The organism is Shinella yambaruensis (assembly GCF_022899355.1).
GTDB classification, from domain to species: Bacteria; Pseudomonadota; Alphaproteobacteria; order Rhizobiales; family Rhizobiaceae; genus Shinella; species Shinella yambaruensis.
On record NZ_JALJCK010000001.1, the window covers coordinates 17844 to 34760 of the forward strand.

General features: G+C 65.4%; 15 protein-coding genes. 11 read left to right on the plus strand and 4 right to left on the minus strand.

The genetic code is table 11. The features are described 5' to 3' along the window. The first annotated feature begins 170 nt into the window (after positions 1–170). The 6 genes from MUU56_RS00100 (at position 171) to hflX (ending at position 7847) form a co-directional block, all read left to right on the plus strand. A complete protein-coding gene (locus tag MUU56_RS00100) occupies positions 171–2444 on the plus strand; it encodes a sensor histidine kinase NtrY-like (protein ID WP_244765335.1) in 2274 nt (757 codons plus the stop codon). Next, entirely contained in the window at positions 2434–3798 is a 1365-nt protein-coding gene (gene ntrX, locus MUU56_RS00105) for a nitrogen assimilation response regulator NtrX (protein ID WP_244765336.1), read from the plus strand. Before MUU56_RS00100 ends, ntrX begins: the two co-directional genes overlap by 11 nt. A 30-nt stretch (positions 3799–3828) precedes the next feature. Continuing rightward, positions 3829–5205 (plus strand): Trk system potassium transporter TrkA, encoded by a 1377-nt coding sequence (gene trkA, locus MUU56_RS00110; protein ID WP_244765337.1) that lies wholly within the window; start codon positions 3829–3831, stop codon positions 5203–5205. A 38-nt stretch (positions 5206–5243) separates the two neighbouring features. Further along, positions 5244–6107: a D-amino-acid transaminase gene (locus MUU56_RS00115; RefSeq protein WP_244765338.1), complete on the plus strand. Its 864-nt coding sequence runs from the start codon at positions 5244–5246 to the stop codon at positions 6105–6107. A gap of 97 nt (positions 6108–6204) precedes the next feature. Further along, complete coding sequence (gene hfq, locus MUU56_RS00120; RefSeq protein ID WP_023514954.1) at positions 6205–6447, plus strand: RNA chaperone Hfq; 243 nt, start codon at positions 6205–6207, stop codon at positions 6445–6447. 77 nt (positions 6448–6524) lie between these two features. Continuing rightward, complete coding sequence (hflX, locus tag MUU56_RS00125; RefSeq protein WP_244765339.1) at positions 6525–7847, plus strand: GTPase HflX; 1323 nt, start codon at positions 6525–6527, stop codon at positions 7845–7847. A gap of 187 nt (positions 7848–8034) precedes the next feature. Here hflX and mazG read toward each other — a convergent pair whose 3' ends face one another. Further along, positions 8035–8871 carry a nucleoside triphosphate pyrophosphohydrolase gene (mazG, locus tag MUU56_RS00130; RefSeq protein WP_244765340.1) on the minus strand — a complete coding sequence of 279 codons (837 nt, stop codon included), beginning with the start codon at positions 8869–8871 and terminating at the stop codon, positions 8035–8037. 8 nt (positions 8872–8879) lie between these two features. Further along, entirely contained in the window at positions 8880–9467 is a 588-nt protein-coding gene (locus MUU56_RS00135; RefSeq protein WP_244765341.1) for a nucleoside deaminase, read from the minus strand. Between the two features lie 197 nt (positions 9468–9664). Here MUU56_RS00135 and cysG point away from each other — a divergent pair, with 197 nt between their 5' ends. The 5 genes from cysG (at position 9665) to MUU56_RS00160 (ending at position 14646) form a co-directional block, all read left to right on the plus strand. Beyond that, complete coding sequence (gene cysG, locus MUU56_RS00140; protein ID WP_244765342.1) at positions 9665–11104, plus strand: siroheme synthase CysG; 1440 nt, start codon at positions 9665–9667, stop codon at positions 11102–11104. 1 nt (position 11105) lies between these two features. Then, on the plus strand, positions 11106–11423 hold the full coding sequence (locus MUU56_RS00145; RefSeq protein ID WP_244765343.1) for a DUF2849 domain-containing protein: 318 nt from the start codon (positions 11106–11108) through the stop codon (positions 11421–11423). A gap of 9 nt (positions 11424–11432) precedes the next feature. Beyond that, complete coding sequence (locus MUU56_RS00150; protein WP_244765344.1) at positions 11433–13106, plus strand: nitrite/sulfite reductase; 1674 nt, start codon at positions 11433–11435, stop codon at positions 13104–13106. Positions 13107–13117: 11 nt separating this feature from the next. Then, on the plus strand, positions 13118–13618 hold the full coding sequence (locus tag MUU56_RS00155) for a DUF934 domain-containing protein (protein WP_244765345.1): 501 nt from the start codon (positions 13118–13120) through the stop codon (positions 13616–13618). A gap of 212 nt (positions 13619–13830) precedes the next feature. Beyond that, positions 13831–14646: a ferredoxin--NADP reductase gene (locus tag MUU56_RS00160; RefSeq protein ID WP_244765346.1), complete on the plus strand. Its 816-nt coding sequence runs from the start codon at positions 13831–13833 to the stop codon at positions 14644–14646. A gap of 54 nt (positions 14647–14700) precedes the next feature. Here MUU56_RS00160 and MUU56_RS00165 read toward each other — a convergent pair whose 3' ends face one another. Further along, complete coding sequence (locus MUU56_RS00165) at positions 14701–15321, minus strand: GntR family transcriptional regulator (RefSeq protein WP_244765347.1); 621 nt, start codon at positions 15319–15321, stop codon at positions 14701–14703. 150 nt (positions 15322–15471) lie between these two features. Beyond that, the gene (locus MUU56_RS00170; protein WP_244765348.1) at positions 15472–16827 is read right to left on the minus strand and encodes a M10 family metallopeptidase; all 1356 of its coding nucleotides are present in this window, start codon (positions 16825–16827) and stop codon (positions 15472–15474) included. Positions 16828–16917: the final 90 nt, after the last annotated feature.

Sequence of the window (16917 nt, forward strand, 5' to 3'; positions counted from 1 at the left end):
GTTGCTTGAGGGTAACAGAGGGGTTTGCGGCCGAATAGGCGCGCGTGCCTGATCGTCATGGATGCGGGCGCGGAGGCGGCCGGTCCCTCGCGCGATCGGCGCTGCTCCGGAAAACACGAGAAGAACGCCGGTTCCCTTCGGGGCGCCCGGCCGGGGAAGCGATGCGGCAGATGACGGAAGGCGTGAGCCTGCTCTCAGGCGAAAACGGTAAGGCGGCGGGCAGCGACCGGCGTGCCTCCTTCGCTTTGCCGGGCCTTGTGCTGGCCGGCGGCGCGCTCGTCGCCGCGACGATCTCGCTGTTCATCCTGCTCGGGCTGACGCCGATCAAGCCGGAAGCCAACGTCGTCATCGCCTCGGCGGCGATCAACGCGGTCTTCATCGTCGGCCTGGTGTTCCTGATCGGCCGCGAGATCCTGCGGCTCCTGCGCGCGCGCAGCCGCGGCCGCGCCGCCGCGCGCCTGCATGTGCGCATCGTCGCGCTGTTCTCCATCGTCGCGATCACGCCCGCGGTGCTCGTCGCCATCTTCGCCTCCATCACGCTCGATGTCGGCCTTGACCGCTGGTTCTCCATCCGCACCCAGTCGATCGTCAGTTCCTCGCTCAACGTGGCGCAGGCCTACGTGCTGGAGAATGCGAGCTACCTGCAGGGCCAGACGGCCTCCATGGCGAACGACCTCGACCGCAACCGCCAGCTCTACAGCCTCGACCGCACCGGTTTCATCGATCTGATGACGCGCCAGGCGCGCGGCCGCGGCATGCTCGGCGCCTTCCTGCTGCGCGCCGACGGTTCGACGATCCTGCAGGCGAACATCCAGATCGAAAACGAGCTGCCGGCCGTGCCGGAGGATGCCCTGAAGGCCTCGGCCGCCGGCCAGCCGACGCTGATCCCGCCGGGCGGCACCAATCTCGTCGGCGCCATCATCAAGCTCGACAACATCCCGGAGGCATTCCTCTACACGATCCGCACCGTCGATCCCGAGGTCATGCGCTCCATGCGGCTGATGGAGGAGAACACGGCGGAATACCGCGCGCTGGAGGCCGGGCGCACGACCCTGCAGATCGCCTTCGGCGTGCTCTATCTCGGCTTTGCCCTCATCGTGCTGCTCGCGGCGATCTGGACGGCGATTGCCGTCGCCGACCGTATCGTGCGGCCGATCCGCCAGCTGATCGGCGCCGCCGACAGCGTCGCCTCGGGCAATCTCGACGTCAGCGTGCCGGTGCGCACGGTCGATGGCGACGTCGGCAACCTCTCGCGCACCTTCAACAAGATGATCGCGGAAATTCGCGCGCAGCAGGAGCAGATCCTCGACGCGAAGGACGAGGTCGACCATCGCCGTCGTTTCATCGAGGCGGTGCTCTCGGGCGTCACGGCCGCCGTCATCGGCGTCGAGGAGGACGGCCGCGTGACCATCGCCAATCTTTCGGCCGAGATCCTGCTCGGGCGCAACGCCAGTGAGCTGATCGGCAAGCCGCTGACCGAGGTGGCGCCGGAGATCGCGGCGGTGCTGGCCGAGGGCTCCACCCGCCACCGCAACAATTACCGCAAGCAGGTCAACATCATGCACGGCGGCAAGGAGCGGACGCTGAACGTGCAGGTGACGCGCGAGGAGGCGAAGGATGCCAAGGAATCCTATGTCGTCACCATCGACGACATCACCGACCTCGTCATCGCCCAGCGCTCCACCGCCTGGGCCGACGTGGCGCGGCGCATCGCGCACGAGATCAAGAACCCGCTGACGCCGATCCAGCTTTCCGCGGAGCGCATCCGGCGCCGCTACGGCAAGCAGATCGATCCGGAGGACCGCGCCGTCTTCGACCAGTGTACGGACACGATCGTGCGCCAGGTCGAGGATATCGGCCGCATGGTCGACGAGTTCTCCGCCTTCGCGCGCATGCCGAAGCCGACGAAGGAGCGCTCGGACCTGCGCAGCATCCTGAAGGACGCGGTCTTCCTGCGCGAGATGGGCAATACCCATGTCGTCTTCCGCAAGGATCTCGGCGAGGTGCCGCTCGAAGGGCTGTTCGACGCACGCATGCTCGGCCAGGCCTTCGGCAACATCATCAAGAATGCGGTGGAGGCCATCGAGGCGCTGCCGCCGGAGGTGACGCGCGAGGAGCGCAGGATCCTCGTCCGGGCGACGCCCGACGACGCAGGACGGCGGTTCGTCGTTGATGTCATTGACAACGGCAAGGGTTTGCCGACGGAGAACCGGCACCGGATCCTCGAACCCTACATGACGATGCGCGAGAAGGGCACGGGGCTCGGCCTCGCCATCGTGAAGAAGATCATCGAAGACCACGGCGGACAGCTGGAACTGCATGATGCCCCCGCGGATTTCGACAACGGCCACGGGGCGATGATCCGGGTGATCCTGCCCTACGAGGAAACGGTGGTGGCCGTCGATGCGGACAAGAAGAACAGGGAAGTGAGCCATGGCGTCTGATATTCTTGTGGTGGACGACGAGGAGGACATCCGCGAGATCGTCTCCGGCATCCTCTCGGACGAGGGGCACGAGACGCGCACCGCCTATGACAGCGACAGCGCGCTCGCCGCGATCAACGATCGCATGCCGCGCCTCGTCTTCCTCGACATCTGGATGCAGGGCAGCAAGCTCGACGGGCTGGCGCTGCTCGACGAGATCAAGAGCCGCCATCCGGACCTGCCGGTCGTGATGATCTCCGGCCACGGCAATATCGAGACGGCCGTCTCGGCGATCCGCCGCGGCGCCTATGATTTCATCGAGAAGCCGTTCAAGGCGGACCGGCTTATCCTCATCGCCGAGCGGGCGCTGGAGAATTCGAAGCTGCGCCGCGAGGTGACGGAGCTGAAGAAACGCTCCGGCGATCCGGTGGAGCTGATCGGCACCTCCGTCGCCGTCTCGCAGCTGCGCCAGAACATCGAAAAGGTCTCGCCGACCAACAGCCGCATCATGATCCTCGGCCCTTCCGGTTCCGGCAAGGAACTGGTGGCGCGCATGATCCACCGCAAGTCGAGCCGGGCGGGCGGCCCGTTCGTCGTGCTGAATGCCGCGGCGATCACGCCGGAGCGCATGGAGATCGCGCTGTTCGGCACGGAAGGAACGCCCGGCCAGCCGCGCAAGACCGGGGCGCTCGAAGAGGCGCATGGCGGCATCCTCTATCTCGACGAGATCGGCGAGATGCCGCGCGAGACGCAGAACAAGATCCTGCGCGTGCTGGTCGACCAGCAGTTCGAGCGCGTCGGCGGCTCCAAGCGGGTGAAGGTGGACGTGCGCATCATCTCCTCCACCGCCTACAATCTCGAGAGCCTGATCGCCGAGGGCGGTTTTCGCGAGGACCTCTATCACCGCCTCGCCGTCGTGCCCGTGCGCGTGCCGCCGCTCGCCGAGCGGCGCGAGGACATCCCCTTCCTGGTCGACATGTTCATGCGCCAGATCAGCGAGCAGGCGGGCATCCGCTCGCGCAAGATCGGCGATGACGCGCTCGCGGTGCTGCAGGCGCATGACTGGCCGGGCAATATCCGGCAGCTGCGCAACAATATCGAGCGGCTGATGATTCTCGCCCGCAGCGACGGCCCGGACACGCCGATCACCGCCGACATGCTGCCGACGGAAGTGGGCGACATGCTGCCGAAGATCTCCACGCAGGGCGACCAGCACATCATGACGCTGCCGCTGCGCGAGGCGCGCGAAATGTTCGAGCGGGACTATCTCATCGCCCAGATCAACCGCTTCGGCGGCAACATTTCCCGCACGGCCGAATTCGTCGGCATGGAGCGCTCGGCGCTCCATCGCAAACTGAAGTCGCTTGGCGTATAAGGCCCTCGGGAACTTGAGGGATTCTTGGGCATGAAGGTCATCATCTGCGGCGCCGGACGCGTCGGCTACGGTATCGCCGAGCGGCTCTCGCAGGAGGGAAACGACGTTTCGGTGATCGACACGCAGCCCTCGCTGATCGCCGCCATAACCGACACGCTCGATGTCAGCGGCATCGTCGGCCACGGCGCGCATCCGGAGGTGCTGGCCAAGGCCGGCGCGGACCAGGCGGACATGCTGATCGCCGTCACCCTGTTCGACGAGGTCAACATGGTCGCCTGCCAGGTGGCCCATTCGCTGTTCAACGTGCCGACCAAGATCGCCCGCATCCGCTCGCAGAACTATCTGGCGCCGGAATATTCCGATCTCTTCTCCCGCGAGAACATGCCGATCGACGTCACCATCTCGCCGGAGGTGGAGGTGGGCAAGATGGTGCTGAGGCGCATCTCCTTCCCGGGCGCGACGGACGTCGTGCGCTTTGCCGATGACCGCATCGTCATGGTGGCGATCGAATGCATGGAGGACTGCCCGGTCGTCGAGACGCCGCTGAAGCAGCTCAGCGAGCTCTTCCCCGACCTCAACGCCACCGTCACCGGCATCTTCTCCAACGGCAAGCTCTTCGTGCCGAATTCCACCGACCAGTTGCATTCCGGCGACCTTGCCTATGTGGTCTGCGACAAGGGGCACGTCCGGCGCACGCTGGCGCTGTTCGGCCACGAGGAGCAGGAGGCGGCGCGTATCGTCATCGCCGGCGGCGGCAATATCGGCTATTTCGTCGCCAGGGCGATCGAGGACTACCAGGCGAAGACGCGGCTCAAGATCATCGAGAGCGATCGCGAACGGGCCGTCGCGATCGCCGACAAGCTGCGCAATGCGGTCGTGCTGCACGGTTCGGCGCTCGACCAGAAGATGCTGCTCCAGGCGGATATCCAGGATGCGGACCTGATCGTCGCGCTGACCAACAATGACCAGATCAACATTCTCGGCAGCGTGATGGCCAAGCGCCTCGGCTGCAAGCAGAACCTCGTGCTGATCAACGATCCGATGTACCAGGATTTCACCAAGACGCTCGGCATCGACGCGCATATCAATCCGCGTGCGGTGACGATCTCCGGCATCCTGCAGCATGTCCGCAAGGGGCGCATCCGCTCGGTCTATGCGGTGCAGAAAGGATCTGCCGAGGTGATCGAGGCCGAAGCGCTGGAGACCTCGCCGCTCGTCGGCAGGCCGCTGCGCGAGATCGAGTTGCCGCCCGGCATCCGCATCGGCGCGATTTATCGCGACAATGCGGTGATCCGGCCGGACGGCAGCACGAAGATCAAGGCGAGGGACCGCGTCGTGCTGTTCGCCGCCGCGGTGGCCGTGCGCCATGTCGAACAGCTCTTCCGCGTCAGCATCCAGTATTTCTGAGCGGGTCTGCATCCGCAAACCTGAAAATAGGAACCCCCATGCCGCGCATCGCCTATGTCAACGGCCGTTATGTCCGCCATGCCGACGCGGCGGTGCATGTCCTGGATCGCGGTTTCGTCTTTGCCGATGCGGTCTATGAGGTCTGCCAGGTCCAGCAGGGCTATATCGTCGATCTGTCGCGTCATCTCGACCGGCTCGACCGGTCGCTTGCGGAAATCCGCATCCGCCCGCCGATGCCGCGCGCGGCGCTGATCGGCATCCTGCGGCAGGTGCTGCGGCGCAACCTCGTGACCAATGGCCTGGTCTATCTTCAGGTGACGCGCGGCGTTGCGAAGCGGGACCATGTCTTTCCCTCGCCGGAAGTGCGCCCGACGCTGGTCGTCACGGCGAAAAGCCTTACCCCGGTGGTGAACGCCGCCCGATATGCCTCGGGCGTCCGGGCGGCCACGGTCGCCGACAACCGCTGGGGGCGGGTGGACATCAAGACCGTCGGCCTGCTGCCGAACGTGCTGGCCCGCCAGCAGGCGAAGGAGGCCGGCGCGCAGGAGGCGATTTTTGTGGATGCGGAAGGCAATGTCACGGAGGGCGGCGCGACGAATCTCTGGATCGTCGACAGGGCGGGAACGCTCGTCACGCGGCCGGCCGATCATGGCATCCTCAACGGCATTACCCGCACGACGCTGATGGATGTCGCCGCAGCGCTCGGGCTTGCGGTCGAGGAACGCCGGTTTTCCGTGGCGGAGATGCTGGAGGCGCGGGAAGTGTTCGTGACCGGGGCGACGACGATCTGCCTGCCGGTCGTTTCGATCGACGGACACACGATCGCCAACGGGCATCCCGGCATGACGGCACAGAAAATCCGCGAGGCCTTTTTCGCCGTTGCGGAGAAGACCGCGATTTGATACCAAAATTGACGGTCCGCCACGTCGTGTCGGGCGTGGGGACATTTTATTTTAGTCAACCGGTCTCAAGGGCCGGCAATCAGAAAGAAGCGGCGCGATGGCGGAACGTTCTCAGAACCTGCAGGATCTTTTTCTTAATACCGTTCGCAAGCAAAAGATTTCCCTGACGATCTTTCTCATCAACGGGGTCAAGCTGACCGGGGTTGTCACTTCTTTCGACAACTTCTGTGTGCTGCTCCGCCGCGACGGTCACTCGCAGCTCGTGTACAAGCATGCGATCTCGACCATCATGCCCGGCCAGCCGCTGCAGATGTTCGAGACCGAGGAAAGCGGCTCCTGACAGGACCCAAGATCATTAAGAAATCCGATACAAGCAAGGATTCCATCGTTCCGGAGGCTGAAAAGCACCGGGACGATATGCGCGCCGTCGTCATCGTGCCGGTGCTGAAGGCCGCGCGCGGAAAACCCGATCCAACGGTGACCACGCGGTCCGACGAGGCGCGGCTGGAAGAGGCCGTCGGCCTTGCGCGCGCCATCGACCTCACCGTCGCCCATTCGGCCATCGTGCCCGTCAGCCAGCCGAAGCCCGGCACGCTGCTCGGTACCGGCAAGATCGGGGAGATCAAGGCGGCGCTCGACGAACACGATGCCGGCCTCGTCATCGTCGATCACCCGCTGACGCCGGTGCAGCAGCGCAACCTCGAAAAGGAGTGGGGCGCCAAAGTCATCGACCGCACGGGCCTCATCCTCGAAATCTTCGGCCGGCGCGCCTCCACCAAGGAAGGCACGCTGCAGGTCGAGCTCGCCCATCTCAACTACCAGAAGGGCCGGCTGGTCCGCAGCTGGACCCACCTCGAGCGCCAGCGCGGCGGCGCCGGCTTCATGGGCGGCCCGGGCGAAACGCAGATCGAAGCCGACCGCCGGCTCCTGCAGGACAAGATCGTCAAGCTGGAGCGCGAGCTGGAGCAGGTGCGCCGCACCCGCCAGCTGCACCGCTCCAAGCGCAAGAAGGTGCCGCATCCGATCGTCGCGCTCGTCGGCTATACGAACGCCGGCAAGTCGACGCTGTTCAACCGCATCACCGGGGCGGGGGTTCTGGCCGAGGACATGCTCTTCGCCACGCTCGACCCGACGCTGCGCCGCATGAAGCTGCCGCAGGGCCGCACGGTCATCCTGTCCGACACCGTGGGCTTCATCTCGGACCTGCCGACCCACCTCGTCGCCGCCTTCCGCGCGACGCTGGAAGAGGTGCTGGAGGCGGACCTGATCCTCCATGTGCGCGACATGTCGGACCCTGACAACGGCGCGCAGTCCTCGGATGTTCTGCGCATCCTCGCCGATCTCGGCATCGACGAGAAGGACGGCGCCGAGCGCATTCTCGAGGTCTGGAACAAGATCGACCGGCTGGAGCCCGAAGCGCGCGCGGCGCTGGTGCAGAAGGCCGAGGGCCAGCCGAACGTCATCGCCGTCTCCGCCATTTCCGGCGAGGGCGTCGACAGGCTGCTTTCCGAGATCAACCAGCGGCTTTCCGGCGTGCTGGTCGACCGCGACGTCATTCTGCCGGTCACGCAGCTGCAGCTTCTGCCCTGGGTCTACGACCATTCGATCGTCGACGGACGCGAGGACCTGGAAGACGGCACTGTGCGGCTGGACCTGCGGCTGACCGAAACGGAAGCCGCCGAACTCGACCGCCGGCTCGGCGTCGGCGGCAAGAGAGTGGTCGAGGACTGGGAGCGCTGAAGGCGCCGGGAGTCTCGCCCCTCATCCGCCTGCCGGCACCTTCTCCCTGCAGGCGGGGCGAAGGGGGTGCCGTGCCGGTTTCCCGAAAACTGAAGCGTCTCGGATGAAGGGAAGGCCTTTCGTCTTGCCTCTTCTCCCTGCTTGCGGGGAGAAGGTCGCGGCAGCGGGATGGGGGCTTTGAAACCCTTTACGTCTCCAACTGCCGCTCGATCCGCTTCGCCGCCTGCCAAAGCGCTTCCATCCGCTCCAGCGTTGCCGCTTCGAGGCTTTCGCCATTCGCCGCAAGGCTGTCCTCGATATGCGAGAAGCGGTTGCGGAACTTCGTGTTCGTGCCGCGCAGGGCCATTTCCGGATCGGCGCCGACATGGCGGCCGATATTGACCAGCGCGAAGATGAGGTCGCCGAGTTCGTCGGCGACGGCCTTTTGGTCGTCGTTGCGCAGCGCCTCGCGCAGCTCGCCGACCTCCTCCTCGATCTTGTCGAGGATCGGCGCCGGCTCGGACCAGTCGAAGCCCACCTTGGCGGCGCGTTCCTGGAGCTTCAGCGCCTCGACGAGGGCCGGGAAGGAGCGCTGCACGGAGCCGAGATGGCCGCGGAGCGGATCCTCCGGCAGGCCGCGCCGGGCGCGGCGCTCCTTGCGCTCGCGCTTTTCCGCCTGCTTGATCGCATCCCATTGCAGCTTCACCGCCTCGGGCGTTTCCGCATCCGAGCGGGCGAAGACGTGCGGATGGCGGCGGATCATCTTGCGCGTGACGGCTTCGACCACGTTGCCGAAGTCGAATTCGCCGCGCTCCTGCGCCATGCGGGCATGGAAGACCACCTGGAGGAGGAGGTCGCCCAGCTCCTCGCACAGGTCGTCCATGTCGTTGCGCTCGATGGCGTCGGCGACCTCGTAGGCCTCCTCGATCGTGTAGGGCTTGATCGTCTCGAAGGTCTGGACGACGTCCCAGGGGCAGCCGGTCTCGGGCTGGCGCAGGGCCGCCATGATCTCGATCAGGCGTTCGATGTCGCGGCTCGGTTCCATCGCGGTTCTCAGTTGAGCGGGATGTTGTTGCCGGTCTTGCCGGACTGGTAGGCGTCCGACAGGTCATCATAGGCGGCGCGGATCCTCGCGTCCTGCGCCTTCAATGCCGCCTTCGCGGGCTCGTCGGATGTGGCGATCAGATCGGCGATGGCGGCGGAGTGCCAGAAGGCGTTCGTCCTGGCATAGCCGCCGGGATCGAGCCGGAAGACTTCCTTGAGGATGCGCAGATCGTGCGGGATCGCAAAACTGTCGCGCGAATCCTCGTGGCTGAACAAATAATAAAAATTGTCGAAGCCGGCCCAGGTGATGGCCGAAAGGCACATGGAGCAGGGCTCGTGCGTGGAGAGGAAGACGTAGTCCCTGGTATCCGGCTTCTCGATGCGCTCGTAGAGGCGTTTCAGCGTGTGCACCTCGCCATGCCAGAGCGGGTTTTCCATCTCGTTGTTCGTTTCGGCGATGACCAGCGACAGATCGGATTTTTGCAGGATCGCGGCGCCGAAAACCTTGTTGCCAGTGGCAACGCCCTCAGCGGTCAGCGGCAGGATATCGGTTTCGATGACGTCGAGGAGGCGCTTTGCGAGGGCGGACTGGTCCATGATGGGAATCCCCGTTGGCGTGATGATGCCTCCTTAGCGGTCGCCGCGGTGGACAGGCAAGGGCGGCCGGTGACTTATGCTCAAAATGCGGGAGGTGCGAGCAAAACAATACGCGCCCCCGGAGCCATTGGAATTTCTGTTTCTTTTGTTCCTGGCTATTATTCGCGATAGTGCGCACACTTCAACCGGACCACACCATGACCGCAGCAAACCAGAAGCTTTCGACATTCCCGGCGTTCTTCCGCGTCAGCGGCCGGACGGTCATTGTCGTGGGCGCGGGCGACGAGGCTTTCGCCAAGGCCCGGCTGCTGTTCAACACGGATGCCCGGATCGTCGTGCTCGCCGAGGCGCCGGAGGCCGATTTCGCCCGCTTCATCGCGGACAAGGGGCTGGAGCTGGTGCGCGCGCGCTTCTCCAGCGATGCCATCGCCGATGCGGCGCTCGTCTTCGCCGCGACGGGGGATGCCGCCGCCGACCGTGCGATCTCCGCCGCGGCCCGGGCGCTGCGCATTCCGGTCAATGCCGTCGACCAGCCGGACCATTGCGATTTCTTCACGCCGGCGCTCGTCAACCGCGCGCCCGTCGCCGTCGCCATCGGCACGGAGGGCGCAGGCCCCGTCCTGGCGCAGATGATCCGCGCGCAGGTCGACCAGATCCTTTCGCCCTCGCTCGGCCGGCTCGCCAGCCTTGCCAACGGCTACCGCGAGGCCGTCGATCGCCTCCTGCCGCGCGGCGTGACGCGCCGCGTCTTCTGGCGCCGCTTCTTCCAGGGCGCGGTGGCCGACGCCGTCAACAATGGCGATATCGATCTCGCGCACCGCACCGCCGATTCGCTCCTGACCTCGCAGGGCCGCGCCGCCGGCCACGTCTGGCTGGTCGGCGCCGGCCCGGGCGCGGAGGATCTCCTGACGCTGCGCGCCCAGCGCGTGATGATGGAAGCCGACGTCATCGTCTTCGATGCGCTCGTGCCGCAGGCCATCGTCGACATGGGGCGCCGCGATGCAGAGCGCCTTTCCGTCGGCAAGCGCAAGGGCTGTCACTCCAAGTCGCAGGAAGAGATCAACGACCTCATCGTCGAACTCGGCAAGGCGGGAAAGCGCGTCGTGCGCCTGAAATCCGGCGATCCCTTGGTCTACGGCCGCGCCGGCGAGGAAATGGCGGCGCTCCGCCAGGCCGGCGTCACCTACGAGGTCGTGCCCGGCATCACCTCCGCCTTCGCCGCGGCCGCCGATTTCGAACTGCCGCTGACGCTGCGTGGCGTCGCATCCTCGCTCGTCTTCACGACGGGGCACGACCTGACGGGCTCGGTCCTGCCGGATTGGGCGCGGCTTGCGATCTCCGGCGCCACCGTCGCCGTCTATATGGGCCGCACGGTCGCGGCTTCCGTCGCCGCCCGGCTGATGGAGGCGGGCCTGCCGGCCGAGACGACCGTCGCCGTCGTGGAGAATGCCAGCCGGCGGGAAAAGCGGCTGCTGCACGGCACCCTGAAGGACCTGCCGGGCCTCGAGCACCGCGACGAACTGACCGGCCCCGTCATGGTGATCATCGGCGATGCCGTCGCAGGCGCCAATTTCGAACATTCCGAACCGCTCGCCGTCCGCGAGCCGGTCCGAACCACAGCAGCATTGGGAGCATGACATGGCCGACAAGGTTCTGACAGCCAACCGCCTTTCCGACGGCATTTCCGTCTGGCTGGATGCGAGCGGCAACTGGAACGAACAGCTCCAGGCCGCCTTCGTCGCGCGCCACAAGGAGGCCGTCGATGCGCTGGAGGCGACCGGCAAGCAGGCTTTCGCCGACAACAAGGTGGTTGACGTGAACGTCGTCGACGTCGAAGGGGTGGATGGCGTGCTGCGGCCGCTGCGCATGCGCGAGCGCATCCGCGCCGCCGGCCCGACCATTGCCTATGCCGCCGGTTATGCCGGCCTGACTGCGACGGCCGCACCGGCCGCCTGAGGAACGCTTATGTATCGCTACGACGAATTCGATCACGCCTTTGTCTCCAGCCGGGTGGAGCAGTTCCGCGATCAGGTCGGCCGCCGCCTCTCCGGCGAGCTGGCCGAGGATGCCTTCAAGCCGCTGCGCCTGATGAACGGCGTCTATCTGCAGCTTCATGCCTACATGCTGCGCGTCGCCATTCCCTACGGCACGCTGAATGCGCGCCAGATGCGCATGCTCGCCTATATCGCCCGCAAGTACGACCGCGGCTACGGCCATTTCACCACGCGCCAGAACATCCAGTACAACTGGCCGAAGCTGTCGGAACTGCCGGATGCGCTCGCCGATCTCGCGACGGTCGAGATGCATGCGCTGCAGACCTCGGGCAACTGCATTCGCAACGTGACGGCCGACCACTTCGCCGGCGCTGCGGCCGACGAGGTTGCCGATCCGCGTCCCTATGCGGAAATCCTGCGCCAGTGGTCCTCCGTGCATCCGGAGTTCTCCTTCCTGCCGCGCAAGTTCAAGATCGCCGTCACCGGCGCCGAGCGCGACCGCGCGGCGATCCAGGTGCACGACATCGGCCTGCACCTGAAGAAGAACGAGACGGGCGAGATCGGCTTTGCCGTCTATGTCGGCGGCGGGCAGGGCCGTACGCCGATGGTCGCCAAGAAGATCCGCGACTTCCTGCCGGAAGAGGATCTGCTCTCCTACACGACCGCGATCATGCGCGTGTACAACCTGCACGGCCGGCGCGACAACAAGTACAAGGCGCGCATCAAGATCCTCGTGCACGAGACGGGCGCGGAGGAACTGGCGCGGCAGGTGGAAGTGGAGTTCGCCGAACTGAAGAACACCGAGCTGAAGCTGCCGGAGAAGGATATCGCCGCCATCACCGCCTATTTCGCGCCGCCGGCGCTTGCCTCCCGCGCCGAGGGCTGGGCGAGCCTTGCGCAGTGGAAGAAGGCCGATGCCGACTTTGCCCGCTGGGTGCAGCACAATGTGCATCCGCACAAGCATCCCGACTATGCCAGCGTGACGATCTCGCTGAAGCCGATCGGCGGCATTCCGGGCGATGCGACGGACGCGCAGATGGAGGCGGTCGCCGATATCGCGGAGGAATACGCCTTCGACGAGATCCGCGTCAGCCACGAGCAGAACCTCATCCTGCCGCATGTGGCGCTGGCCGATCTGGAGCCGATCTATCGCGGCCTTGTCGCCGCCGGGCTCGAAACCGCCAATGCGGGCCTCATCACGGATATCATCGCCTGTCCGGGGCTGGACTACTGCGCGCTGGCCAATGCCCGCTCGATCCCGGTCGCGCAGGAGATCTCCGCCCGCTTCGGCTCGGCCGAGCGCCAGGCCGAGATCGGCGAACTGAAGATCAAGATCTCCGGCTGCATCAATGCCTGCGGCCACCACCATGTCGGCCATATCGGCCTGCTCGGCGTGGAGAAGAAGGGCGAGGAGCTTTACCAGATCACGCTCGGCGGCTCCGGCGACGAGAACACGTCGATCGGCGAGATCATCGGCCGCGGCTTCGAGCCGGAAAAGGTGACGGACGCGATCGAGGTGATCGTCGATACCTATCTCGGCCTCCGCCTCGACCCCTCCGAGACCTTCCTGACGGCCTATCGCCGCGTCGGGCCGCAGCCGTTCAAGGATGCGCTCTACGGCGACAAGACCGCCGCGGCAGCCTGAGGAGACCGGTGATGACGAAAATCTGGAACGAAACCGGTTTCGTGACCGACGATCCCTGGGTGATCGAAAGCGAAGAGACCAAGGCGGGCTCGAACGAGAAGGCGATCCTCGGCCTCGGCGATTTCCTTGCCAAGGTCTCCGAGACCGACGAGACCGGCCTCGGCGTGCTGATCAACCCGGCGGACGACGTGCGCAGGCTCGAAGGCCATCTCGACCGCATCGCGCTGGTCGCGGTCGCCTTCCCGGCCTTCAGCGACGGGCGGGCCTTCAGCCATGCCTCGCTGCTGCGCGCGCGCCTCGGCTTCAAGGGCGAGGTGAGGGCGGTCGGCGACGTGCTGATCGACCAGATCCCGCTGATGCTGCGCTGTGGCATCGACAGCTTCGCCGTCACCAATGCGACGGCGCTGAAGCGGCTTGCGGAAAACCGCCTGCCGGGCATCGACAACCACTACCAGCCGACCGCCCGTCCCTCCGAGGATGTCGGTTCCTACAGCTGGCGCCGGCGGGCCTGAGGGCGGGAGCCGGCCGGCGAATAGCCGCAATTTCATGGCAGGTTTGCGCAAGATCAACGCCGGGCGGCCGGCCTTGCGCAAAATCGGCGCGAACGGCAAACTATTGCGCGGCCAATCAGCGCATTGGAACGGAATACCTTCCTTTGCCGCTCAACATGTAATATCTGCCTATCGTCAAATTTTCTCGACGCGAAGCCAGGACCGATCCCGAAATGAACGCACCTGCCAAGACCGAAGATTTTGTCGCTTCCGCAATCCCCGCCGGCGTTTTCGCCGAGACGGTGACGAGCGTGCAGCACTATACGGATCGCCTGTTCCGCTTCCGCATGACGCGTCCGGAAAGCTTCCGCTTCCGCTCGGGCGAGTTCGCGATGATCGGCCTGATGGTCGGTGACAAGCCCGTCTACCGCGCCTATTCGATCGCCAGCCCCTCCTGGGACGAGGAACTGGAGTTCTTCTCGATCAAGGTGCCGGACGGCCCGCTGACCTCCCATCTCCAGCAGATCAAGCCGGGCGACACGGTGCTGATGCGCAAGAAGCCGACCGGCACGCTGGTGCTCGACGCGCTGACGCCGGGCAAGCGGCTCTACATGTTCTCGACCGGCACGGGCATCGCGCCCTTCGCCAGCCTGATGCGCGATCCGGAAACCTACGAGAAGTTCGACGAGGTTATCCTGACGCATACCTGCCGCGAGGTCGCCGAGCTGAAATACGGCTTCGACCTCGTCGAGGAGATCCGCAACCACGAGTTCCTTTCGGAAGTCGTCGGCAACAAGCTGCGTCATTATGCGACCGTGACGCGCGAGGACTACCCGTTCCAGGGCCGAATCACCGACCTCATCCGCAACGGCAGGATGTTTTCCGATCTCGGCGTGCCGCATTTCGACCCGGCGGTCGACCGCGGCATGATCTGCGGCTCCTCGGCGATGCTGAAGGAAACCAAGGCGCTTTTGGAAGAGGCGGGCCTCATCGAGGGCGCCAACAACAAGCCCGGCGAATTCGTCATCGAGCGCGCCTTCGTCGACTGAGCGAACGGTTCCTTGAGGATTGACGGGGCGGCTTTCGGGCTGCCCCTTTTCGTTTCAATCGGTGAGATCGTCGATGAGGGTCGCCATGGCCGTGGCGGCGGCCGGGCCGTCGGCGTTGCGGATGGCGCGGATCACCTTCACATGCAGGTCCACCGAGCGGTCCATCTGCCGGTTGTCGGCGCGCGCGAACCAGAGGCGGCGGGCATGGGTCTGCAGCGGGGCGAGGGCGGCCGTCAGGAAGCGGTTGGGGCAGGCCGCCTCCATGATCTCGTCGAACGCCTTGTCGGCGGCAAGGAAGCCTTCCATGTCGGAATGGATCGAGCAGGCGGTCATCGCCTGCGCGCAGGCGACGAGCTCGCCGCGATGCGCCTCGCCGGCATGGCGGGCGACGAGATCGGCGGCAAGCGGTTCGAGCTGGCGTCGCGTCGCCATCACCTCGGCATGGTCCTCGGGCCTGATCGCGGTGATCTGCAGGCCGGCCCGCGGGCGCACGGCGATCAGGCCCTGCCATTCCAGCTTCTGGATCGCCTCGCGCACCGGCGTGCGGCCGTGGCCGGCAAGCGCGATGAGCTGGCGTTCCGTGACGAGCGAACCGGGCTTCAGCTTGAGCGTGACGATCAGCCCTTCGAGGGCGAGATAGGCGAGGTGGGCTTGCGAGGCCGCGCTTTCCGTCATGTCGGGTTCCCTGTTGATATATCACATCGTGGCATGCGCCCAAACAGATGTCCATTGTTCTGATATATCAGGGGCGGCCTTGCGACGTGGCACGAAAAAAGGCCGGAACCCGGGTTCCGGCCTGTGCTGCGCTCGGATTCTTGCTGGAAATCAGAGCAGGAAGTCGCGCGCGTCGAGATCCTTCAGCTTGAAGTCGTCGAGGATCAGGATGTCGGTGGCCGAGAGCTTGATATGCACGTCGTCGCCGACCTGCGAGGCCTTGCCGAGCACGGTGTCGACCTTGGAGAAGTTGTAGGAGCGCAGGTCGATATCGTCGACATTGTCCTTGAAGTCGGTGATCGTGTCGCGGCCGTAGCCCTTCTTGAAGACGAAGTCGTCCTGGCCCGCGCCGCCGGTGAGCACGTCGTTGCCCTTGCCGCCGTCGAGCTTGTCGTTGCCGAGCATGCCGTAGAGCTTGTCGTTGCCGGCATTGCCCTGCAGCGTGTTGTTCGCCTGGTTGCCGCGCAGCACGTCATTGCCGCTGCCGCCCTTGGCGTTCTCGATCAGCGAGCGCTGGTCCCCCTTGAACAGGAGGGCGTTGAAGATGTTGCCGCGGGCATAGGCATCGCTTTCGAAATTCAGCAGGGCGAGCTGGGTATCGCTGAATTTCGAATGCTGGCCGGGGCGAAGGTCGACGCTGACGCCGGTCTTGTAGGCGGAGAGGTCGTAGGTGTCCTTGCCGCCGCCGTCCCAGATGGTGGCGAAGATGCGGTTGCCGCCGGCATCGATGGCGACCTTGCCATTGACGAGCGTGTCGCCGCTGCCGGGCTTCCACTTGTAGACCGTGTTGCCGGAATTGGTCGAGAAGTCGGCGCCGTACATGCGTTGCAGGGCGGCGATGTCGGCCATCATGTAGGTCTGGGCATAGTCGAACTCGCCGTTCCTGTAGCCGTCGGCCGGGCCGCCGACGTTGGAACGGTAGGTCATGATGGAATATTCCATCGAATCCTTGCTGGCGGGCAGGGCGGGGAAACCGTCGTCCGCCTCATGGCCGTGCTTGAGGCCGAGCGCATGGCCGATCTCGTGCAGCATGGTCGCCCAGGAATAGTTGCCTGCGACGGGCGAGCGGTAGTCGAACGAGCGGCCGAACCAGAGGTCGCCATCGCCATCGGTCGTGCCGGGATAGTAGGCCCAGGCCGTGCTCGGGTCGTTCGATTCGGCAAAGCGCAGGTTGGAGCTCGTCGCGCTTCCCTGCGAAACGGAGAGGCGGGTGAACCCTTCGACCGAAAAGCCGTTGTTCGCCGCATTGCCGAAGCTCGCATCCAGTGCGAAGCGGGCAGCCGATTGCTGCATCGAGGATATCGTGCCGAAGCCGTTGTCACGTTCGCCTGCATAGGTGTAGGCGGAGGAAGAGGTCGGAAACGCATAGGTCACCGAGCCCGACCAGGCATTTCCCGACAGAACGCCGTCAATCATCGTTATGCCGGTCTTGCCGATCGTCTTGGTGGTCTTGCCGATACCTGTCATGTCGCATTCTCCTGCTATGCTGGATGTCGTGGGGCGTGCCTTGGATAGACCGCAATTCGGGTCGATTCTGTGAACCCTTGAAACATGCAC